Annotated in this window: 19 protein-coding genes; 11 read left to right on the plus strand and 8 right to left on the minus strand. The window is 55.4% G+C overall.

Annotated features, from left to right (window positions below):
- The first annotated feature begins 206 nt into the window (after positions 1 to 206).
- The 8 genes from atpB (at position 207) to atpC (ending at position 7,042) form a co-directional block, all read left to right on the plus strand.
- Positions 207 to 1,109 (plus strand): F0F1 ATP synthase subunit A, encoded by a 903-nt coding sequence (gene atpB / locus EI77_RS19765; RefSeq protein ID WP_133797034.1) that lies wholly within the window; start codon positions 207 to 209, stop codon positions 1,107 to 1,109.
- A gap of 99 nt (positions 1,110 to 1,208) precedes the next feature.
- On the plus strand, positions 1,209 to 1,451 hold the full coding sequence (atpE, locus tag EI77_RS19770; RefSeq protein ID WP_208300425.1) for an ATP synthase F0 subunit C: 243 nt from the start codon (positions 1,209 to 1,211) through the stop codon (positions 1,449 to 1,451).
- A gap of 69 nt (positions 1,452 to 1,520) precedes the next feature.
- On the plus strand, positions 1,521 to 2,042 hold the full coding sequence (locus tag EI77_RS19775; RefSeq protein ID WP_133797035.1) for a F0F1 ATP synthase subunit B: 522 nt from the start codon (positions 1,521 to 1,523) through the stop codon (positions 2,040 to 2,042).
- Between the two features lie 21 nt (positions 2,043 to 2,063).
- Positions 2,064 to 2,459 carry a F0F1 ATP synthase subunit delta gene (locus tag EI77_RS19780; RefSeq protein ID WP_133797036.1) on the plus strand — a complete coding sequence of 132 codons (396 nt, stop codon included), beginning with the start codon at positions 2,064 to 2,066 and terminating at the stop codon, positions 2,457 to 2,459.
- Positions 2,460 to 2,514: 55 nt separating this feature from the next.
- Positions 2,515 to 4,044 carry a F0F1 ATP synthase subunit alpha gene (atpA, locus tag EI77_RS19785; RefSeq protein WP_133797037.1) on the plus strand — a complete coding sequence of 510 codons (1,530 nt, stop codon included), beginning with the start codon at positions 2,515 to 2,517 and terminating at the stop codon, positions 4,042 to 4,044.
- A 106-nt stretch (positions 4,045 to 4,150) separates the two neighbouring features.
- Positions 4,151 to 5,032 carry an ATP synthase F1 subunit gamma gene (gene atpG, locus EI77_RS19790; protein WP_133797038.1) on the plus strand — a complete coding sequence of 294 codons (882 nt, stop codon included), beginning with the start codon at positions 4,151 to 4,153 and terminating at the stop codon, positions 5,030 to 5,032.
- 36 nt (positions 5,033 to 5,068) lie between these two features.
- Positions 5,069 to 6,526, plus strand: coding sequence for a F0F1 ATP synthase subunit beta (atpD, locus tag EI77_RS19795; RefSeq protein WP_133797039.1), 1,458 nt, complete (start codon positions 5,069 to 5,071; stop codon positions 6,524 to 6,526).
- A 99-nt stretch (positions 6,527 to 6,625) separates the two neighbouring features.
- Complete coding sequence (atpC, locus tag EI77_RS19800) at positions 6,626 to 7,042, plus strand: ATP synthase F1 subunit epsilon (RefSeq protein ID WP_133797040.1); 417 nt, start codon at positions 6,626 to 6,628, stop codon at positions 7,040 to 7,042.
- Positions 7,043 to 7,138: 96 nt separating this feature from the next.
- On the opposite strand, the gene EI77_RS19805 is transcribed toward atpC, so the two are convergent.
- The 8 genes from EI77_RS19805 to EI77_RS19840 form a co-directional block, all read right to left on the minus strand.
- Positions 7,139 to 7,483: a VOC family protein gene (locus tag EI77_RS19805; protein ID WP_133797041.1), complete on the minus strand. Its 345-nt coding sequence runs from the start codon at positions 7,481 to 7,483 to the stop codon at positions 7,139 to 7,141.
- A 43-nt stretch (positions 7,484 to 7,526) separates the two neighbouring features.
- Complete coding sequence (locus tag EI77_RS19810; RefSeq protein ID WP_166647386.1) at positions 7,527 to 10,487, minus strand: PSD1 and planctomycete cytochrome C domain-containing protein; 2,961 nt, start codon at positions 10,485 to 10,487, stop codon at positions 7,527 to 7,529.
- A 70-nt stretch (positions 10,488 to 10,557) separates the two neighbouring features.
- The gene (locus EI77_RS19815) at positions 10,558 to 10,908 is read right to left on the minus strand and encodes a gamma-glutamylcyclotransferase family protein (RefSeq protein ID WP_133797043.1); all 351 of its coding nucleotides are present in this window, start codon (positions 10,906 to 10,908) and stop codon (positions 10,558 to 10,560) included.
- A 16-nt stretch (positions 10,909 to 10,924) separates the two neighbouring features.
- Positions 10,925 to 11,647 carry a lipoyl protein ligase domain-containing protein gene (locus EI77_RS19820; RefSeq protein ID WP_133797044.1) on the minus strand — a complete coding sequence of 241 codons (723 nt, stop codon included), beginning with the start codon at positions 11,645 to 11,647 and terminating at the stop codon, positions 10,925 to 10,927.
- 9 nt (positions 11,648 to 11,656) lie between these two features.
- Positions 11,657 to 12,229, minus strand: a complete 573-nt coding sequence (locus tag EI77_RS19825) for a hypothetical protein (protein WP_133797045.1) — start codon at positions 12,227 to 12,229, stop codon at positions 11,657 to 11,659.
- Positions 12,213 to 13,559, minus strand: a complete 1,347-nt coding sequence (locus EI77_RS19830) for a coproporphyrinogen-III oxidase family protein (RefSeq protein ID WP_133797046.1) — start codon at positions 13,557 to 13,559, stop codon at positions 12,213 to 12,215. Before EI77_RS19830 ends, EI77_RS19825 begins: the two co-directional genes overlap by 17 nt.
- Before the next feature lie 491 nt (positions 13,560 to 14,050).
- Positions 14,051 to 14,470: a thioredoxin family protein gene (locus tag EI77_RS19835; protein WP_133797047.1), complete on the minus strand. Its 420-nt coding sequence runs from the start codon at positions 14,468 to 14,470 to the stop codon at positions 14,051 to 14,053.
- A 51-nt stretch (positions 14,471 to 14,521) separates the two neighbouring features.
- The gene (locus EI77_RS19840; protein WP_133797048.1) at positions 14,522 to 16,300 is read right to left on the minus strand and encodes an ABC transporter ATP-binding protein; all 1,779 of its coding nucleotides are present in this window, start codon (positions 16,298 to 16,300) and stop codon (positions 14,522 to 14,524) included.
- A 223-nt stretch (positions 16,301 to 16,523) separates the two neighbouring features.
- Between EI77_RS19840 and EI77_RS19845 the strand changes: the two genes are divergently transcribed.
- The 3 genes from EI77_RS19845 (at position 16,524) to EI77_RS19855 (ending at position 20,044) form a co-directional block, all read left to right on the plus strand.
- On the plus strand, positions 16,524 to 18,134 hold the full coding sequence (locus tag EI77_RS19845) for an NAD(P)/FAD-dependent oxidoreductase (RefSeq protein ID WP_133797049.1): 1,611 nt from the start codon (positions 16,524 to 16,526) through the stop codon (positions 18,132 to 18,134).
- A gap of 96 nt (positions 18,135 to 18,230) precedes the next feature.
- Complete coding sequence (locus tag EI77_RS19850) at positions 18,231 to 19,442, plus strand: AAA family ATPase (protein ID WP_133797050.1); 1,212 nt, start codon at positions 18,231 to 18,233, stop codon at positions 19,440 to 19,442.
- Positions 19,439 to 20,044 carry a DUF4276 family protein gene (locus tag EI77_RS19855; RefSeq protein ID WP_133797051.1) on the plus strand — a complete coding sequence of 202 codons (606 nt, stop codon included), beginning with the start codon at positions 19,439 to 19,441 and terminating at the stop codon, positions 20,042 to 20,044. Before EI77_RS19850 ends, EI77_RS19855 begins: the two co-directional genes overlap by 4 nt.
- Positions 20,045 to 20,055 lie beyond the last annotated feature (11 nt).

Here is a 20,055-nt window from a genome sequence, read left to right on the forward strand (position 1 = left end):
TCCTTCACCAGATTTCATCATCCCAAGGCCCCTCAAATGACCACTTAGCGAGCCGTTTTTTTGGAATTTATTCACAAAGCCGAAAAGTCGTCGGAACCCTGTAAAATAAGGGCACGGATGACTTTGTGAAATTTTTCACAAATAAGTCTTGCCTCTCCCCGCCCGGCTGCTAAAACACTCTCCGCCGACCCGGCCCGTTTTTTGCTATGGACGTAAGTTTTACCTTTCCCTCATCCGCCATTGTGCTCGCTGAAGTGAGCCGCAAGGCCGTGTCTCTGCTTGGTGGCGAGCGGGAGAGTTTCTGGCATTTCGTCACCAACTCCTGTTTCGTGGCTGCTATTGTCACTGGCATCATCATTTGGATGGCTAACAAGGCCACCTCCAAAATGACTCTAATTCCGCACCCGTGGCAGAACTTCTTCGAGTCGATCATTGAGGCTGTCTATAATCAGGTGGAAGCCATCGTTGGGCCCAAGCAGGCGCCCCGTGCTTTCCCTCTGTTGGCGACTCTTTTTATCTTCATTCTTGTTTCTAACTATTTCGGCCTCCTTCCAGGCGTTGGGACCATTGGCTGGGGCCATGGCCACGGCATGTTCAGCCTGGACCATATCACGGCTCCTCTGCTTCGCCCCGCAACTGCTGACCTCAACATGACGCTTGGCATGGCTTTGTGCTTCATGCTCATCTGGCTTTATCTCACCATTCGTGAACTGGGTGTCTGGGGTTTCATCAAGCATACATTCGGGCCAAAAGGTGGCGCAAAGGGGTTGATGGGCGTCTTCATCGCTCTCGTCTTCCTTCTGGTGGGTGCGATTGAAATCGTCTCCATCATGTTCCGTCCGGGTTCGCTTTCTCTTCGTCTCTTTGGTAACATCTATGCGGGTGAAACTCTCCTGCACACCATGATGACCCTGGGTGATATGTTTGGTTTGGGCAGCGTGGGTAAGTTCATCATCGCCACCATTGCTCCGATTCCCTTCTACTTTATGGAGCTCCTGGTCGGCCTTCTCCAGGCTGCCGTTTTCACCCTCCTTTGCGCCGTTTATATCCAGCTCTCCACCACTCATGATGAACATCATGATGAGGGGCACGATCACGATCACCACTGAAGCCTTTGGCCGTCGGGACCATGCCTATGAGTGTGGGCGGCGGCCAGATCAACCAAATACAAAAAAGACTAATACACTATGATGATGGAAATCATGTCCATGGCAGCTGAAGTTGCTGCCGTCGTTCCTGCCGCTCCTGTCGGCATCTCCGGTTCCCTTACCCTGGGTCTCGCCGGTGCTGGTGCCGCTATCGGCATCGGTCTTATCGGTGGCAAGGCAGTGGAAGCTGTCGGCCGTAACCCAGGCGCTGCTGGCAGCATCCAGACTCTGGCCATCATCGGCATGGCGCTGGCTGAAGCCGTCGCTATTTACGCTCTGATCATCGCGTTCCAGGGCCGTTAATCCTCCCCCGGAGGTGGCGGTCACTCGCTGGCCGCCACCTCCACCCCCGCTCACTCATTTGATTTTGTCATGACCACGACCTTCCTCGCAGCCTCCGACATTGCAGACCAGTTTGGCCTCGAATTGCCAAAACTGATCGCGCAGGTCCTGATTTTCCTTGTCGTGTTTTATGTCCTCAAGACCAAGGCCTTTGGTCCTATCCTGGCCATGCTTGAGCAGCGTCGTCAGCGCATTTCCGATGGTGAGTCCAAGCTCGAAAAAATCGCTCGTGACCTCGCTGAAGCTGAGAAGAATGCTCAGGCCATCGTGGATAAGGCCAACGACGATGCCAACCGTCTCGTTAAAGAGGCTGGTGACAGCGCTAAATCCCTCGCTGAAAAGCGTCAGCAGGAAGCCATTCAGGAAGCTGGTCAGATCCTCGCCAAAGCCCGCGAAGCCGCCAATCTGGAGCACGCGCAGCTCATGGCACAGCTTAAGAGCGAATTCGGCCGCATGGTTTCGGATGCCACCACCCGCGTCACTGGCAAGGTCCTTAACACCGACGACCAGGCTCGCATCAACCAGGAAACCTCCACTCAGGTCAGCCTGTAATTTTTCCTCGCCCTCACGATCATGAAAATCAGCAAGGAAGTCCGCCGCACCTCTCGCCAGCTTTTCCGCGTCTGCCTTGTGGACGGCAAGCTGGATGAGTCCCGCGTGCGTCTGGTCGTGAACAAAATCATCACCAGCAAGCCGCGTGGCTACCTTGGGATGCTGGATGCTTTCGCTTCCCTGATCCGTCATGAGACAGAAGGTCAGCGCGCCATCGTTGAGAGCGCTACTTTCCTGACCGCCGACATTCAGGCCGGCCTCAAATCCAGTCTTTCCCAGAAATACGGTCGCGAACTCGCTCTCGAATTTCACATCAATCCTGATCTTCTTGGCGGCATTCGCGTCAAGGTTGGTAGCGATGTCTGGGACGGCTCTGTCAAAGCCCGTCTCGAAGCCCTCAAGGCCTCTCTTTCCTAAGCGTTAACGTTCGGCACCCGACCCTCACTTTCCCTTTTCAAAACCAGCAGTTATCATGAGCAACATCCTCCAGGAGATCGAATCCCAAATCGCCGGACTCAAGACGGCGGTCACCAAATCCAATGTCGGCGTGGTCCGCGAGATCGGTGACGGCGCAGCCAAGATCGAAGGCTTGAGCGATGTCATGCTCAATGAAATGATTGAGTTCTCGAACGGTCAGTTCGGTCTCGCTCTTAACCTTGAAGAAACCGAAGTCGGCTGCGTGCTTCTCGGCTCCTCCGAAGGCATCAAGGCTGGTGACGAAGTGAAGACCACCGGTCGTCTCCTTTCGGTCCCTGTTGGCAAGGCCCTTCTTGGTCGTGTCGTCAGCACCCTGGGTGAGCCTCTGGATGGCAAAGGCCCGATCAATGCCGATGCCCACTACCCGGTTGAAAAGCTTGCTCCTGGCATCATTACCCGTAAGTCCGTGTCCGTCCCTGTGCAGACTGGCATCATGTCCATCGACGCCATGATCCCGATTGGCCGTGGCCAGCGTGAGCTCATCATTGGTGACCGCTCCACCGGCAAGACCACCATCGCGGTGGACACCATCATCTCCCAGGCCCAGCAGAACAAAGCAGCCGAGCAGGGCAAGCTGGCCGGCCACAAGCCTCTTTACTGTATCTACGTCGCCATCGGCCAGAAGCAGTCCAACGTCGCCCGCGTCGTCAAGACTCTCGAAGACGCTGGTGCAATGGAATACACCGTCATCGTGAACGCTTCGGCTTCCGATAGCGCTGTGAACCAGTATCTCGCCCCATACACAGGCTGCTCCATCGGTGAGTGGTTCATGGACCAGGGACAGGATGCCCTCATCGTTTTTGATGACCTTTCCAAGCAGGCTGTTGCTTATCGTCAGGTTTCCCTCGTGCTGAAGCGCCCTTCCGGTCGTGAAGCCTATCCGGGTGACGTGTTCTATCTCCACTCACGGTTGCTTGAGCGTTCCGCTCGTGTGAACGAAAACTACGGTGGTGGCTCCCTGACCGCTCTGCCGATCATTGAAACCCAGGCTGGTGACGTCTCTGCTTACATCCCGACCAACGTGATCTCCATCACGGACGGTCAGATCTTCCTTGAGACTGATCTTTTCTATCAGGGGATCCGCCCCGCTATTTCCGTCGGTCTTTCCGTCTCCCGTGTGGGTTCTGCCGCTCAGACGAAGGCCATCAAGAAGGTTTCCGGTACCACCAAGCTCGACTTGGCTCAGTTCCGCGAACTCGCTGCTTTCGCCCAGTTCGGTTCAGACCTCGACGCCGCTACCAAAGCCAAGCTTGATCGTGGTGCCCGCATCGTGGAGCTCTTCAAGCAGCAGCAGTATCAGCCGAAGAGCCTGCCTATCATGGTCATCAGCCTTTATGCCATGCAGAAGGGATACTTCGACAGCGTCTCCGTTGACCGCGTGAAGGAATTCCAGGCTAAGCTGGAAACCTACCTCACCGAGCGCAAGTCTGAGCTGGTTGAAAAACTCGCGAATGAAAAAGCTCTCGACAATGTTGAAGCTGACATCAAGACCACTCTTGAAGACTTCAAAGCCGCCTGGAAGTAATTTGTCCGTTAACTGGTAACGCCCTGCAACAGCACTCTTTTTCATTCTTTGGTTCCCGCCATCAGTGTCCATAAGTGATAATTAGTGGTTTAAAGTCTCTTCTCCCATGCCCTCCACCCGCGACATCCGCCGCCGAATCAAATCGGTAAAAAACACGGCCCAGATCACCAAGGCCATGCAGCTCGTCGCGGCTGCAAAGATGAAGAAGGCGCAGGACCAGGCCTCCAATGGCCGTGCCTATGCCGAGTTGATGAACAAGATTCTCGTCAGCCTCAAAACCAGTGCAGAAGAGGGGATTCATCCTTTCTTCTCTGAAGGTGCGGGCAACAAGACCCTCGTTCTTGTCATTGCTACCGACAAAGGTCTTTGCGGTGCTTTGAATACCAACCTTCTCAAGAAGCTGGTCAATACCCCGATTGAGGGTGAGGTCGAATACGTCACCATCGGTCGTAAAGCCAGCATGGGACTCAGCCGTCTCCGCAAGACCCTGATCGCCGATTTCCCGATCAAGGATCCTGCCAAATTTGTTGAAACCCGCGTCGTCGGGAAATTTCTTCAGGAAAAGTTTCTCACTGGTGAATACAAGAAGGTGCTCGTCGCCTTCAACAACTACATCAACGTCGTCACCCAGGTGCCTTCCATTGAGCAGGTCCTGCCTGTCAATCCGGTGACCCTGGGCGGTAAGCGTAACTTTGATGAAACCTCGGCAGAGGTTAACGCCGCAGACGTTCCAGATTATACCTTTGAGCCGGATGCAGCCACTGTCTTTGAAACCGTGCTGCCTCAGTATGTCAATGGCACCATCTTCCAGATGGTCCTCGAAGCCCGCGCTTCAGAGCACAGCAGCCGGATGGTGGCCATGAAAAATGCCACCGACAACGCCAAGCAGATGCTCAAGGATCTCAGCCTCGAATACAACAAACTGCGCCAGGCAGCGATCACCAACGAACTTCTCGAAATCACCACCGCCAAGATGGCTCTTGAGTAATCTCACCTCTTTCAATCTTCTATTTCAAATCAACCCATGAGCAACATCGGCAAAATCGTTCAAGTCATCGGTCCCGTGGTGGACGTAGATTTCTCCGCCACAGGAAAGCTGCCTGAGATCTATAACGCGCTGGAGATCAATTTTGATCTTGGCGGCAAGACCACCAAGCTTACCTGCGAAGTGCAGAGCCACATGGGTGATGGCTGGGTCCGCTCCGTCGCCATGTCCTCCACAGAAGGTCTGAAGCGCGGCATCGACGTCACCGATACTGGCGCTCCGATCACCGTCCCTGTGGGTGAAGAAGTTCTGGGTCGTATCTTCAACGTCACTGGTGACGCTATTGATGACCAGCCTGCTCCTGTCACCACGAAGCGTTACCCGATTCACCGTCCGGCACCCGCCCTGGTGGACCAGAACCCTTCCGCTCAGATCCTTGAAACAGGCATCAAGGTCATTGACCTGATCTGCCCTTTCACCAAGGGTGGTAAAGTCGGGGCCTTCGGTGGTGCTGGCGTGGGTAAGACGGTGGTGATCATGGAGCTCATCAACAACATCGCCAAAGGCCACGGTGGTTACTCCGTGTTCGCCGGTGTGGGTGAGCGTACTCGTGAAGGCAATGACCTTTACCATGAAATGATCGAGTCCGACGTTATCAAGGTGAAGAAGGAAGGTCATGACATCGTCCGTAACGCCCAGGGCGGTTACATCAGCGAGCCAGGATCCAAAGTGGCTCTTGTATACGGACAGATGAATGAGCCTCCAGGTGCTCGTCTCCGCGTTGCTCTTTCCGCTCTCTCCATGGCTGAATATTTCCGTGATGAGAAGAACCAGGACGTGCTTCTCTTCGTGGATAATGTCTTCCGTTTCTCCCAGGCCGGTTCCGAAGTGTCTGCCCTTCTGGGTCGTACACCTTCCGCTGTGGGTTATCAGCCAACACTGGCCGCCGAAATGGGTGCCATGCAGGAGCGAATCACCTCCACCAAGAGCGGTTCCATCACTTCTTTCCAGGCCGTTTACGTTCCTGCGGATGACTTGACTGACCCAGCTCCGGCTAACACCTTCGCTCACCTTGACTCCACCGTGGTGCTTGAGCGCTCCCTGGCTGAGCTCGGCATCTACCCGGCTGTGGATCCTCTTTCCTCTGTGTCCAAGGCCCTCGCCCCAGACATCGTTGGTGAAGAACACTACCGCGTCGCCCGTGGCGTCCAGCGCGTGCTTCAGCGCTACAAAGACCTTCAAGACATCATCGCCATTCTCGGGATGGACGAACTGTCCGATGAAGACAAACTCATCGTCTTCCGTGCTCGTAAGCTTCAGCGTTTCCTCAGCCAGCCCTTCCACGTGGCCGAAATCTTCACCGGCACCAAAGGCGAATACGTTTCCGTCAAAGACACCGTCAAAGGCTTCGCTGAAATCCTGGACGGCAAGCATGACGACGTGCCTGAAGCCAACTTCTACATGAAGGGCGGCATCGACACTGTGCCGAAGGCGTAAGCCGGCCCGGTCAAAGGTCAAGGTGGTCACCCCGTCAAGACAGTTCACCACCTTGACACCCTTTGGCCTCCTGACCCACTTGATTCTCCGACCTTTCCCATGCCCATCAAACTCGAAATCGTTACTCCTGAAGCTCGCATCTTTTCAGATGAAGTAGATTCAGTCGTGCTCCCAGGATACGATGGGGAGATCGGCGTCCTGCCTGCTCATGCCCCGCTGGTGACGACTCTTCAGTATGGCGAACTGCGCTACACAAAAAGTGGCAAGACCACGGAACTCGCCGTCGGCGAAGGCCTCGTCGAAGTGACCGGCAGCACTGCCCGTGTGCTCACCGACATGGCCGTCAATAGCGACGACATTGATGAGAAAGCCGTCGAGGAAGCTCTGGCCCGCGCCAAGCAGTCCCTCGATAGCATCAAGCCAGGCGAACAGCAGGAAGAAGTTGCCGCCGTCATGGCCATGATCCAGCGCAGCACCGCTCAGTTGAACGTCAAGCGTAAGCGCAAGACCATCTGATCCATCCCCTGGGTTGAACTAACCAATTATTAAAAAACCTCTGTGCGGTCTGTCCGCCCAGAGGTTTTTTATTACCTTTGCAAATCGAACTCAGAGCTACCTTTTTCGGGTGAGCATGATCTCGTTGCCTTCTGGATCCACGCACATAGCCAGATGCGGCGGCTCGTCATCCTCGGGCTGCGGTTCACGAGTCAACTGGCCACCTGCGGCGACGATCTCGGCGGCTCCTGCGATCACATCCGGGACTTGGAAGGTGAGTCCAGTCCAGGTTTTTGCTCCTTCGCCGCCGCCATGGATGGACAGGATGCCGTTGCAGATCTCCATTTCAATGATGTGGGCGTTCTGCTTGATGACTTTGGCTCCGAAGACTTCTGTATAGAACTTCATGGCTCGCGTCATGTCAGCGGCCCAGATGGTGTATTTGAATCGTTCAACTAGCATCCGCGCTGATAGTGTTGCCTATACTCCGTTTCCACTGCGAATATCATTCACGGGTGATGAATTCGTCCATGTTCAGGAGAATACGTGTCGTGGCGATCCAGGCTGCGGTTTCAGAGTCCGGTATATCCTTAACTGTATAGGCTCCCACAGATGTTTTGGCCTCTTCGGCTGAGGATTGATAGTGGTATCGGGCTTCCTTCAGCAGTTCAGAAAGTGCATTCAGTTCATGAGGGGCTGGTATACGGCTGACACAGAGGCGGAAGGCGCGGGTCAGACGCTCTGCATCGGTCGTGTATTCCTCTTGCAGCACCCTTCGCGCCAGGGCCTGCGCGCTCTCGTTGTAGGGTTGGGCATTCAAGGTGGTCAGTGCCTGTAGCGGTGTATTCGATACGGTGCGTTTGACGTTGGCCACATTGGAGTCTGGGCAGTCAAAAGTGGTCAGGTCCGGGTACGGGGAGGTGCGTTTGAAAAAGGTATACAGCCCGCGCCGGTAACGGTCTTCTCCAGGGCTCGTCGTCCACTTGAAGTTATTGGCATAACTCAAAGCGGCGACATCCGCGGGCATCGGTGGAAACACGCTAGGGCCACCGACTTTCGGGGCCAGCAAGCCGCTGGTTGCTAACCCTAGATCTCGCATGATTTCGGCTTCTACACGCAGCCGGTTCTGCTTCCATAGCAGTTCATTCTTCGGATCTTTCGCAGAGGCTTCCTCCCGGTCTCTGGACTGCTGACGATAGGTGTCGCTCATCATGATGTTTTTGATCAGCGTCTTTCGGCTCCATTTCTGGTCCATAAAATCAGCAGCCAACCAGTCCAGCAGTTCCGGGTGAGTCGGGCGGTCACCGCGCACCCCAAAATCGGCTGACGTTTTTACCAGTCCTTCACCGAACAGCTTGCCCCAGATGTGGTTTACCGTGACCCTAGATGTCAATGGGTTATCCCGGCTGACAAGCCACTTGGCCAGATCCAGCCGAGTCCCATTTGCGGCCTTCTTTTTGGGAAGGACATCAAGCGTGGCTGGCACGACTTTGTTCGTCGGTTGCAGGAAGTCGCCGCGATAGAGAATATGGGTCTGCCGAGAATCCTTACGCTGAGCGAGAACGCGAACATCCATCAGGGGCGGTGCGGGCAGTTTGTCCTGGGCTGCCTTCAAGGCGGAGGCGGCAGCGATGACTCGCGGATCCGTCTTCTCCATCCAGTCATAGAGAGCCTGAATCACCACGGGATTTCGGCGGCGCGGTTCTTCATCCAGGATCTTCACTACCGCTGCTGGTGCGATGGAATCTTCAGTTTCTACACTGGAAGCAAGAACTCGGAAGCAACCTAGATTATGGTCGTTTCGCCCGTAGTTTTGATCAAGGTGCAGGGTGATCTTGTGCTTGGGGGGAATGGGTTCAGCCAGTTGGATGGTCAGGGTGCTGGACTTGCCGAGCTTGCCTTTAACAGCCCAGCCTGTGTCTGGCTTGCCGTCAATCGTAGCAGTTGCCTTGAAGCTGCTCTGCTCAAAGTCCGCCGAGGGCGAATGAAGGAGCCATACTTTGCCAGCCGAAGAAAGACTAACTTCACTGAGCACAAAGTTTCCGCTTGGGCTGCGTCCGGGGCCTTTGCCAGGGAGGGTATCATGAGCGAGGGCCTGTATTTGGATGGCGTACACTGGCTGGTCGGTGGCCTGTATTTCCAGGGTGTAGCGGTCTGAATTGGCCTGCTTACCAGAGGCCAGCACGGAGCCATCATCCAAGATCTTGAAAGTACTTCCTGCTTTGCTTTTGACCGTTGTAATCTTGACTGGTGCAAAGGCGGCTATGGCCTGGTTTTCGCGGGCTTGCTTCAGTCGTGTCTGGATGGCGGGCTCCCATTGGGGCAGGGTTTCTGGCACATGGGTCCTGGCTTCATCCAGCGCCTTTTGAAGAGGGATCAGTTTGCGGGTGGATGCTCCGTTTGCTTTTTCATAACGGCTCCATTCCTCAGGAGAAACGGGAGCCTGCCGCACCACCTCATCGCCATTGTTGAAGTAAGCGAAGAGCTGGAAGTACTCCCGGTGGGTGATCTGATCGTATTTGTGCGTGTGACATCTTGCACAACCGACGGTTAGGCCGAGCCACACGGCTCCCACGGTTTCGGTGCGGTCCATGCAGGCTTCGATCCGGAATTGCTCCTGGTCCGTGCCGCCTTCGGTATTCGTCAGTGTCTGCCGGTTAAAAGCGGTGGCCACGATTTGCTCCGGGGTTGGGTTTGGCAGCAGGTCACCGGCGAGCTGCTCAATGGTGAACTGGTCAAAGGGCAGATCGTTATTGATGGCACGAATCACCCAGTCACGGTAACGCCAGGCATCGGGGCGTGGGCGGTCCTTTTCATAACCGTCGCTATCTGCATAGCGGGCCATGTCCAGCCAGTGGCGGCCCCAGCGCTCACCAAAATGCGGGCTGGCGAGCGCCTGATCAAGCATGGACTCATAAGCTGCGGGTGACTTGTCAGCCACAAACGAATCCACCTCTTCCGGTGTGGGTGGCAGGCCTAACAAATCATAATGAACGCGCCGGATGAGGGTGATGCGGTCGGCCTCAGGCGAGGGTTTCAATCCTTCAGCCGCAAGGCGGGTGCGGACAAAGGAATCCACCGGGTGATCAAACTTCGGCACGGCTGGCTTGACGACCGGTTTGTAGGCCCAATGCAGTTCATACTTTGCCCCTTCGGCGATCCATTGGCGAAGCAGTTCCGTCTCACGTTGGGTGATGGGTTTTTTGGCCCGATGTTTGGGCGGAGGCATCTGCTCATCCGGGTCATCGCTCGTCACCCGGGCGACCACTTCGCTTTGTTCAGGCTTGCCCGGAACGATGCCGTGCGCTCCGCTTTCAAGGGCTTTCAGGGCTTGTTCTCGGGAGGTCAAGGTAAGGCCGCCCTTGGAGTCATCCGGGCCATGGCATTCCAGGCAATGCTCAGCAAAGATGGGCTGAATGTCACGGGCATAGTCCACCGAAGCGCCTGCGAGGGGCAGGGCCGACATGCAGGCCAAAGCGAGGGCGGATCGAATACAGAATGCCATGGTTGTCTAAACGTTCACTGAAGTCGCGACTTTACCAACTCCTGCCAAGATCCCGACAGCCAGTCACGGGAAAGAGGTAGCGGTATCCCTCCACTTGCAGTTCATCATGAGGTGGAAGCATGGGGATACGCTCTCGGGCATACTCCCCGCCTTCAATGTCCTCAAGCGCATCCAGCCGGCCCAGACCATCGGTATTCACCTCCCAGATCTCACCGCTGATGCTCAAGCCATCGGACTCCGCGGCTACCATGCCCGGATATCCGCCCAGGTCATAAAGTCGATACTTCGGGAGCGTATCCGCTTCAGCGATGAACTGCTGTCCGCGCATGTATCCATGGTTGGATCCGCCGCGTTTTAAGGTGCCGTACACGAAGATGAGCATGACAAGGGAGAGTGCTTCAGCGGCCAATCAGATCATCCCTTTCCGCAAGCCACTGCGGCAGGGAATAGCGTTTCTGTTCCAGCTCAATGGCGCGTGTCATTACCGGTTGAGGCGCGGTATTCACAATGAGTACTTCCTTAGCCAGACGGGAGGCCCATTGAGGCCAGAACTCGGGCGACAGGATGACCTGCTGTACGCTGCCCTGATGCAATAGACCCAGCTTACCCCGACGCTGGCCGGCCCCGGCCACCTTTGAGGTGCCCCGGATGACATCATGCACAGCAGGGGCGACAAAACAAAAGGGTGCCTCAATGACATCCTCTTGAAGGGCTAGCCTACACCCAGGATGGTCATTGGCACTCAACGCTTCTGCAAGGGAGCCATGGATACGTCGATAGCTCTCCAGAGCAGTAGTTTCCGACCATGGGTCCGCAGGCGGTACGATGACTGAATAGGTATAGTCTTCCTGATGCAGGACCACACCGCCCCCTGTCCAGCGCCTCACCACCGGCCAACCAGGAAGGGCATCCTGGAGTTTCGGCAGGCTCTGCGCATACCCCAGCGTCACTGTCGGCTGATCCCAGGTATAAATCCGAAGTACGGGGACCGTGCTATGCTCCAGCCAGGCCTGGTCCACCGCCATATTCATCGGCCCGGCATGAGTGCCGTCGAGATGGAGAATGAGTTGGTTAAAAAAGGGTTCGCCGAAGCTTTTGTTACATTCTCCTGGTATCATCATCAGGCGTTTCTACATCCCTCTTGGCAGGACCTCAACCACATCAGCGAGAACACGGCCGGTGCCGTGGCGGAGTTCGTTGCAGCGGCCGAAGAGGATCTGGCCGCTGGTGGCACCGAGGAGTTCAGCGAGGCGGGCATCCACGGCGATGCGGAAGAACCCGCGAGGGTGGCTGCTGTGGGGGACCTGGTAACGTTCCAGAATAGCCCCGAAGGGAACACGGCCTTCGATGACGAGGGCCTGGGCTTCTTCCGGTAACAGGTCGAGGTGAATGCCGATGGCACCAAATTCAACGGGCTTGCCATCGCTGCGGCGGTTGAGGACGCTGGCACGGACGAGGTAGTTGCCAATGCGGGCGCGGGCATGGACGTCGAGGTCAATGTCGCAGCCATGACCGTCCCGAAGGCGGGGAGTCATGTCAATGTCATGAACGAGGAGCCAGCGCTCGTGCTCTGGAAGCTCCTCCGGCTCCACAAAGGTCACACGGGGGCGGGCGCTGCCGATGCCATAAAAGAACACCAGCGGTGCCAGATCATCTTCACGGACGGCTTCAGACCGTTGGGGAGCATCAAGTGTAGCGGGCATACTGGCGGTGCTGGGGCAGGAAGAAATCGTGCAACAGACGGTCCACTTGCAGCAGGCCGTCGCGAGTCAGCGTGATGTCTTTATCGGTGAGCTTGGCAAAACCCTCGCTCTGCAGGTAGTTCAACTGAGGGGCGAAGAAGGTTAAAGGATCCTGGCCAAATTTCTCCTGGTAGTATCCAAATTCACTGTGGCCGAGCTTCAGCTTGAGGATGAATTCGCGGACGAAGCGTTCTTCGTGGCTGGTTTCATAGGCCCGGAAGATGGGGAGCTGGCCAGCATCCACAGCTTGCATGTAGGGTCCCACTTCAGCCTGATTTTGATAGTGAACACCGCCGAGGTGGCCAAAAGAGGCAACGCCACAGCTCAGCAGATCAGCACCTTCCCAAAGGGCATCGCGGTAAACGAATTTGATGCGCTCAGGGTCTTTGACCACGGTATAGGCACTGGTGACGGTATAACCATTTTTGACGAATTCATCAAAGGCGTAGCTGACCCAGTCGCGCTTGGTCTGCCAGTCGGCCACCGGGGCGGTGACTTTGCCCTCCTCCTTCATCTGCTTATACATGGTGGTGTTATAAGGCACCTCCATCTGATAGATGGTGACGGCATCAGGCCCGAGAGCGATGCCCTTAGCGACGGTATCTTTCCAGTTTTCCCAGGTCTCATTCATCATCCCGGCGATGAGGTCGATATTGATGTGTTCGAAACCAAGGGTGCGGGCGAAGTGATAGGCTTTATTTACCTCACCACTGCGATGGGCTCGGCCATTGCTTTCCAGGATGTGATCATCAAAGTTCTCCACGCCGAGGCTCAGGCGGGTGACGCCGACTTCACGAATACCGGTGAGCTTTTTCTCGTTGAGAGTACCCGGCTCAGCTTCGAAGGCGACTTCCGCAGCGCCATCCCAACTAACGAGATCCTTCATCCGGTTGGTGAGGTCGTTCAGTTGGGGGATGCTCAGGTAGCTGGGGGTGCCACCGCCGAAATAGACGAAGTGGGCCTTGCGCCCGGAAATGTAAGGCTGCTTGGCGAAGCGCTCCATCTCACGCATGCCTGCATCGATGTAGGCCTTGATCTCGGAGGCGTTCTTATCGGTATAGACCTTGAAGTAGCAGAAGTGGCAACGCTTGCGGCAAAAAGGGATGTGGAAATAGACTCCCAGGGGGATGTCTGTGGGCGCGGGTCTGGCGAGTACGCCCTCAACGACAGGCACCTGGTCCGGCTTCCAAAAGGAGAACGGGGGATAATTGCTGACGAAATAATTGCCGGCTTCGGTCTGCTCGACCTTTTTCTCAGCGGTGTGAGGGGGGGATTCCAGGGTGGTGGACATGACAGAGGTATGAACAGGGAACGCGGGATGTCGTTCACTTCTAAGCGTTAAACGTGCCGGAGACCAGTCTCTGCACAGAGGTAGGACGTTGGAATGGGTGATTTATTGCTCTGAGGGTTGGAATTGGGGGATGGGGAAGCGAATTTAATTTTTCCCCATATGGGGATTTTTCAATGTATGTCTTTGATAATGAAGGGTTTGTGATGGGGATTTGATGGGGATGGAGTTCCCCATGGGGGGGTGATTTTCCCCACGCGGGGATTTTTTCCCCATGGCATGAGTTGTCGTTTGGCGTGGGGTGAGATGAGCAACCAGCATCCTGACCCACATTCGGTGCGGCCAGGGGAGGTGGCAAGGGAGTGGGATGCCGAGTTGGGCCAAGTGGCGAAAATGCTTTCTTGCCGACACTCTTTGGATAGGACAGGCCCCGATATGAAAAAACCCACCTGCGAATGATCACAGGTGGGCCAGGTGGGAAGAATGAGCTGGGATTATTTGGTCTTGCTCAGGACTTTTTCCAAAGTGCCTGCGAATTCAGGGGAACTGCTGCTGCCGACCTGGTTACCCAGGTCTTTGCCATCGGCTCCGACGAACTGGATATGGGGGATGCCTTCGACATTGTATTTAGTAGCAGCCGTGGAATTGGCTTCTTGATCAATGTCCAGGTAAGCCCAGACGAATTTGTCATGAAGGGGGGTGACTTCCTTGCTCGGATAAACCGTCTTTTTCATGGACTGGCAAGGGCCACACCAAGCGGCAGAGAAGACCAGGATGACGGGTTTGTTTTCCTTTTTGGCCTGTTCCAGCGCAGCATTGTAGTCTGTGCCGAATTTTGGGCTGCCTTCAGGGAAATCAGCGGCGAGCAGAGGAAGGGCAATCGCGGCGGCTAGGAGAGTGATCAGTTTTTTCATGGGTTAGGAATGTGTGTTCAGCACGCTCATAAGACGGGGCATGCTGTCTTTTTATTCCAACTGTAAACGAGCCAGGGTACCGTAAAGGCTGCCTTCTTTGCCAACGAGTTCTTCATGAGTGCCACGCTCGACGATGGTCCCCGCGCTGAGGACGAGGATCTGATCACACCGGCGAACGGTGGAAAGGCGGTGGGCGATGATGATGGAGGTACGGTTTTCCATGAGCTTGTCCAAGGCATCCTGGACTAGGCGTTCGCTCTCGGCATCCAGACTGCTGGTGGCTTCATCGAGGATGAGGATAGCTGGATCCGCGAGAATGGCGCGAGCGATGGCGATGCGCTGCCGCTGACCACCGGAGAGCTGGGTGCCGCGCTCGCCGACGAGGGTGTCATACCCTTCCGGCAGCTTTTCAATGAAGAGATGAGCATTGGCCTTCTTGGCCGCTTCGATGATCTCCGCTTCACTGGCATCAGGTTTGCCGTAAGCGATGTTTTCCCGGATGCTGCCACCAAAGAGGAGCACCTCCTGAGGGACGAGGGCTAGGTTGCGCCGTAAAGTCGGTAGAGGCATGGTTGCAATGGGCTGACCATCCACCATGATGCGACCGCTGGTCGGCTCGTAAAAACGATAAAGCAGGGCAACGGCGGTGGTCTTGCCGCTGCCGCTGGGGCCGACGAGGGCAATGCGCTGGCCGGCTTTGGCATTCAGTGAAAATTCTCTTAAAACGGGCGCATCAGGACGGGTGGCATAAGCAAAGCTGATGTCCTCCATGGCGATCTCCCCCCGGAAACGAGTTTTGGGTGCATCAAGTGCTTCCGGCTCGGTCGGCTCCTGAAGAATCTCGCGCACACGATCTGTCGCCCCCAAGGTGCGCTGGAGTTGGGTGAAGAGTTCAGAAAACTGGGCAAAGGAGGCACCGATCAAACCGCTGAGGGCGGCGAAACGGGAAAGCTCCGCCGCAGGAATTTCGCCTTTGCTGAGCATGGTCAAGGCAACCCAGGTGACGACGATGAGGGCGAGGCTGAAAGCAAAAATGATGAATGAAACGAAAGCTGCCCGAGGAGCGGCGGCGCGAATGGCCGTGGTGAGGAAATTGCCCAGATTTTGGTTATAGCGGGCGATCTCATGGCTTTCATTGGCAAACGCTTTGACGCTGATGATGCTCTGAAGGCTTTCTTCAACGATGACCTGAGAGGTTGCCAGATTGTCCTGCGCTTTGCGCGTCAACTTACGGATGCGAGCGCCGAAGATGGCGATCATGACAATGACGACCGGGATGGTGCCGATCATAACGAGGGCCAGCTTGACCGAGATCTGTAATACCAAGATGAGACAGCCCAGTAGCATCACGGTATGGCGGATGAGCATCGGGATGGTTAGGACCAGCGTCTCGCGCATGGACTCCACGTCATTGGCAAGGCGGGAACCGAGTTCACCTACACGCCGCACATTTAGCGTGCCCATTGGCAGCCGAATGATGCGGCTAAAAGTCTCCATACGCAGGGCCCCGAGGGCTCGCTCGCTGGCTTTGGCGAAAAGCATGATGCGCCAAAAGGCGATGAAGGCCTGTGTGGCGACGATGGCGACCATGATGAGGACGGATTGCTTCAGCTCCGCCATCCATTCGGGGCCCTGGGCACCGCCGAGGCCTTTGCCTGCCACTTCTGCCAGGAGATTGATAAAAATGACCGTCAGAACTGCCGTGAGGGCAAGAGCGATCAAGGCTGGAATGAACACATTGAAGTGAGGACGAAGGTAGCGCAGGAAAAAGGCGGCATCCTTCCAGGCGGTGCGGTCCCAGAGTTTCTTGGTGGTGGTAGGTTCGGGCATCGTTGAGCGGAAGGGTCAGAAAATGAATCGGCAGATACTCAAGATCGAGTTATTCACCCGCCAAAGACGAATTTTTGCAAGGCAGGCATTCGCCCTGGATGGCGGGTTTGGAAAAAAGGATCATGAGGGGCGGCAGTGTGGAAGGGAAGAGCCGCAATGGCAAGGACGTCAGTCATCTGGTTGCAACAATGGCAGGAATGAACGAACGGAACCGCCGCCCCTCATGCTGCAAGTTTCTCAACTCAATCTCCCTGTGGACCATACCGATGCCGACCTGCGTGCGGCCTTGCTGAAACGTCTTGGAGTGAAGGAGGCGAACTATACGGTGAAGCAGCGTGCGATTGATGCCCGGCGTGGGCATGTGAATTTCAGCTATACTCTCCTGGTGGAGGTGGCGGATGAGGCGCGGGTATTGAAAGCGCTGAAGGAGGACACGAAGGTTATTTTGGCACCGGATGAGACTTATGTGGAGGTCAAGGTTGGTCAAGGCGGTCAAGGCGGTCAAGCAGCGGGGGGGCAGGGGAGGCCGGTGATTGTGGGGACGGGGCCTTGTGGATTATTCGCGGGGCTGCTGCTGGCGCGGGCGGGTTTAAAACCGATCCTGCTGGAGCGGGGCAAGGCGGCGGGGGACCGGGCACGTGATGTGACGGGCTTTTGGCGGCGGGGCTGGGACTTTAATCCAGAATCCAATGTGCAGTATGGGGAAGGGGGCGCGGGTACCTTTTCCGATGGAAAGCTGTATACGCAGATCCGTGACCGGGAGCATCGTATCCCCTGGCTGCTGAAGGAGATGGTGGCGGCGGGTGCGCCTGAGGATATTTTGATCAAAGCACGGCCGCACATCGGCACGGACCGGCTGATCAAAGTGGTGAGGCATGTGCGGGAGGAGATCATCTCCCTGGGAGGCGAAGTGAGGTTCGGCTCGCGGGTGAGTGATGTGGTGATCGAAAACGGTGTGATGCGCGCGGTGGTGCTGGCGGACGGGGCGGTGATCGAGGGCAGCCCAGTGGTCTTTGCCATCGGCCATAGCAGCCGGGATACCTTTGCGATGTTGCATGAGCGCGGGATCCCTTTTGACCCGAAGCCGTTCTCGGTGGGGGTGCGCATTGAGCATCCGCAGCGGCTGGTGGATAAGATGCTGTTTGGCAAATGGGCGGGGCATGAGCGGCTGGGCTCGGCACCGTATAAGTTTGTGGCGCACTGCGATACTGAACGCAGCGCGTATAGCTTTTGCATGTGCCCAGGGGGGCTGGTGGTGGCGGCGACGTCAGAACCGGGAACGGTGGTGACCAATGGCATGAGCAGCTATGCGCGAGCTGAGGCGAATGCGAATGCGGGATTCATGGTTGAGGTGGGACCCCAGGACTATGGGCAAGCGCACCCGCTGGCGGGCATCGAGTTCCAGCGGCAGATCGAGCGTCGGGCCTATGAAGCGGGTGGCAGTAACTATCACGCCCCGGCGCAGCTTTTGGGGGATTTCCTTGCCGGGCGCGCCTCGACCAGCCAGGGATCAGTGAAGCCCTCGTATGAGCCTGGGGTAGTGTGGACAGATCTGCGTGAGGTGCTGCCCGAATCCGTGATTGCGACGCTGAAGGAAGCGGTGCCTCGCATCAACAAAAGTCTGCCCGGATTTGACCTGGAAGATGCGGTACTGACGGGCGCGGAGACACGCAGTTCGGCCCCGGTGCGCATTCCGCGGGATCCGGTGAGCTATGAGTGTGTCTCGCTGAAGAATTTTTACCCGGCCGGTGAAGGGGCAGGATATGCGGGAGGCATCATCTCCGCCGCAGCTGACGGGATGCGGGTGGCGGAGGCGATCTTGAGGGCGCGGTGAGGAGCTCAGGACCTGCTTGAAAAAAGCTTTGGTTCATCTGGGCAAGAAAGCAGCCGAATATTGCGAATACTGTCCAGATCGTCTAATATACCTACAATGTTAATTCAAAACCTGAAAGTTTCCGGACTGTTATCCTTCGGCCCAAATGGAGTCGATTTGGACATGCGGAAGCTGAATGTGCTTATCGGGCCGAACGGGTCAGGAAAAAGTAATCTATTGGAGGTTATTAATCTTTTCCGTGAAGCTCCTTCACCGCGGCGTTCAATTGCCGGACCCATTATGGATAATGGTGGCATTGATGAATGGATGTGGAAGGGAGATTGGAATCTCGATGATGCACCACCGCCTGCTTCAGTCTCATGGGTAGTTTCCAAGCCTAATGGTAGTGGAGTGCTTCACGAAATGCAGTTTTATGCATCTAATCACATGCTTAGAATGGCTAATGAGCGCATTGAAAGTATTCAATCTGTAGATCAGTCTAATTCTCCTTGGTGGTTCTACAGGATGAATGTCAGTAAAAAACCTTTTGTCGCCCATTTTCACGATTCAACGGGTCCCGATGGATTCGATGTCATAAGGACTATTCCCCACGACGAGCTAAATTCTAGCGCCTCAATTTTGGCACAGATTCGTGATCCGGGTCGGTACAAAGTTTTCGAATATTTAGAGAAACTGTATTCAGGCATTCAAATGTATAGAGACTGGTGTTTTGGGCCACAGTCAGGTATTCGCTCCCCATCCAGAGGTGATGGTCGAATCGATGTTCTTAGTCGGGCAGGTGAAAATCTTGCCTTAATGGTGGCGGATATGCCAAGTGCTGTGGAAGCCCGTGTAATTCTTGAGTTACAAACTTTGTATGAGGATGTTCAAGGCATCAAGGCACGGCCAGTTGCCGGAGGGAATTTACAACTATTTTTAACTGAATTGGGGGAACGGGAAATTCCTGCTAGCCGACTTTCGGACGGAACGCTGCGATATCTGGCTTTGCTTATTATTCTTCTGGATGCAAAGCCACCTCCGTTAATAGTCATCGAAGAACCTGAGCTTGGATTACATCCTGATGTCATTCCTCAGATTGCAAAGTTGCTAAAAGAAGCTTCTGAAAGAACACAACTGGTGGTAACAACCCATTCCCGAATGCTTGTAGACGCATTGGGGGATGATCCAGAAAGCGTAATTGTCTGTGAGAAACATAATGGGGAGTCAGTGTTTGAACGCCTCAACGCAGAACGTATGGCTGTCTGGCTGGAAAAATATTCGCTGGGAGATTTGTGGAGTAAAGGCGAATTGGGAGGGAATCGCTGGTGAAAATTAAACTCTACATTGAAGGAGGGGGAGATTCGCCACTTCAAGATACAGATTTCCGATCTGGGTGGGCAACGTTTTTCGAAAAAGCAGGGCTTAAGGGGCGTATGCCTGCTATAATCCGAGGTGGAGGCCGTAATCAAACGTTCGATGCTTATAAAAGGGCTTTGCAAATCCGCAAAGCAGACGAACTGCCCTTACTGCTAGTAGATAGCGAGGACTTGGTCGCGGAGGGCTGCGACGCATGGAAGCACCTTAAGTCCAGGAAGGCTGACAACTGGGAGAAGCCACCCCAAGCCGGGGACCAGGATGCGTATCTAATGATTACTTGCATGGAAACATGGTTTCTTGCAGATCGGGAAGCTTTACAGAAATATTTTCATGACTGCTGGAGAGACAGTGCTATACCGAAATGGGCTAATCTAGAGGAGATTCCAAAAGAGTCTGTTTTTCAAGCATTGTCTAAAGCAACGGCTGACTGTGGAAAGAAAGCTTATTCCAAAGGTAAAGCAGCTTTTGATCTACTCAAAGCCATTGACCCCAGCAAGGTGGAAAGCGTTTGTCCGTCGGCAAAAAAACTATTGGACAGGTTACGTAACAAATAACCATTTCTTGG

It is taken from the genome of Prosthecobacter fusiformis (genome assembly GCF_004364345.1).
GTDB lineage: Bacteria > Verrucomicrobiota > Verrucomicrobiia > Verrucomicrobiales > Verrucomicrobiaceae > Prosthecobacter > Prosthecobacter fusiformis.

What these genes read in the sequence shown, in the direction of transcription:
- atpE (WP_208300425.1), top strand. Translation starts at nt 1,209, where the DNA reads ATGGCAGCTGAAGTTGCTGCCGTCGTTCCTGCCGCTCCTGTCGGCATC.
- EI77_RS19835 (WP_133797047.1), bottom strand. Translation starts at nt 14,470, where the DNA reads ATGAAAAAACTGATCACTCTCCTAGCCGCCGCGATTGCCCTTCCTCTG.
- EI77_RS19830 (WP_133797046.1), bottom strand. Translation starts at nt 13,559, where the DNA reads ATGTCCACCACCCTGGAATCCCCCCCTCACACCGCTGAGAAAAAGGTC.
- atpA (WP_133797037.1), top strand. Translation starts at nt 2,515, where the DNA reads ATGAGCAACATCCTCCAGGAGATCGAATCCCAAATCGCCGGACTCAAG.
- EI77_RS19805 (WP_133797041.1), bottom strand. Translation starts at nt 7,483, where the DNA reads ATGCTAGTTGAACGATTCAAATACACCATCTGGGCCGCTGACATGACG.
- atpB (WP_133797034.1), top strand. Translation starts at nt 207, where the DNA reads ATGGACGTAAGTTTTACCTTTCCCTCATCCGCCATTGTGCTCGCTGAA.
- EI77_RS19815 (WP_133797043.1), bottom strand. Translation starts at nt 10,908, where the DNA reads ATGCTCATCTTCGTGTACGGCACCTTAAAACGCGGCGGATCCAACCAT.
- EI77_RS19780 (WP_133797036.1), top strand. Translation starts at nt 2,064, where the DNA reads ATGAAAATCAGCAAGGAAGTCCGCCGCACCTCTCGCCAGCTTTTCCGC.
- EI77_RS19820 (WP_133797044.1), bottom strand. Translation starts at nt 11,647, where the DNA reads ATGATGATACCAGGAGAATGTAACAAAAGCTTCGGCGAACCCTTTTTT.
- EI77_RS19825 (WP_133797045.1), bottom strand. Translation starts at nt 12,229, where the DNA reads ATGCCCGCTACACTTGATGCTCCCCAACGGTCTGAAGCCGTCCGTGAA.
- atpD (WP_133797039.1), top strand. Translation starts at nt 5,069, where the DNA reads ATGAGCAACATCGGCAAAATCGTTCAAGTCATCGGTCCCGTGGTGGAC.
- EI77_RS19840 (WP_133797048.1), bottom strand. Translation starts at nt 16,300, where the DNA reads ATGCCCGAACCTACCACCACCAAGAAACTCTGGGACCGCACCGCCTGG.
- EI77_RS19850 (WP_133797050.1), top strand. Translation starts at nt 18,231, where the DNA reads ATGTTAATTCAAAACCTGAAAGTTTCCGGACTGTTATCCTTCGGCCCA.
- EI77_RS19810 (WP_166647386.1), bottom strand. Translation starts at nt 10,487, where the DNA reads ATGTCGGCCCTGCCCCTCGCAGGCGCTTCGGTGGACTATGCCCGTGAC.
- atpG (WP_133797038.1), top strand. Translation starts at nt 4,151, where the DNA reads ATGCCCTCCACCCGCGACATCCGCCGCCGAATCAAATCGGTAAAAAAC.
- atpC (WP_133797040.1), top strand. Translation starts at nt 6,626, where the DNA reads ATGCCCATCAAACTCGAAATCGTTACTCCTGAAGCTCGCATCTTTTCA.
- EI77_RS19775 (WP_133797035.1), top strand. Translation starts at nt 1,521, where the DNA reads ATGACCACGACCTTCCTCGCAGCCTCCGACATTGCAGACCAGTTTGGC.
- EI77_RS19845 (WP_133797049.1), top strand. Translation starts at nt 16,524, where the DNA reads ATGCTGCAAGTTTCTCAACTCAATCTCCCTGTGGACCATACCGATGCC.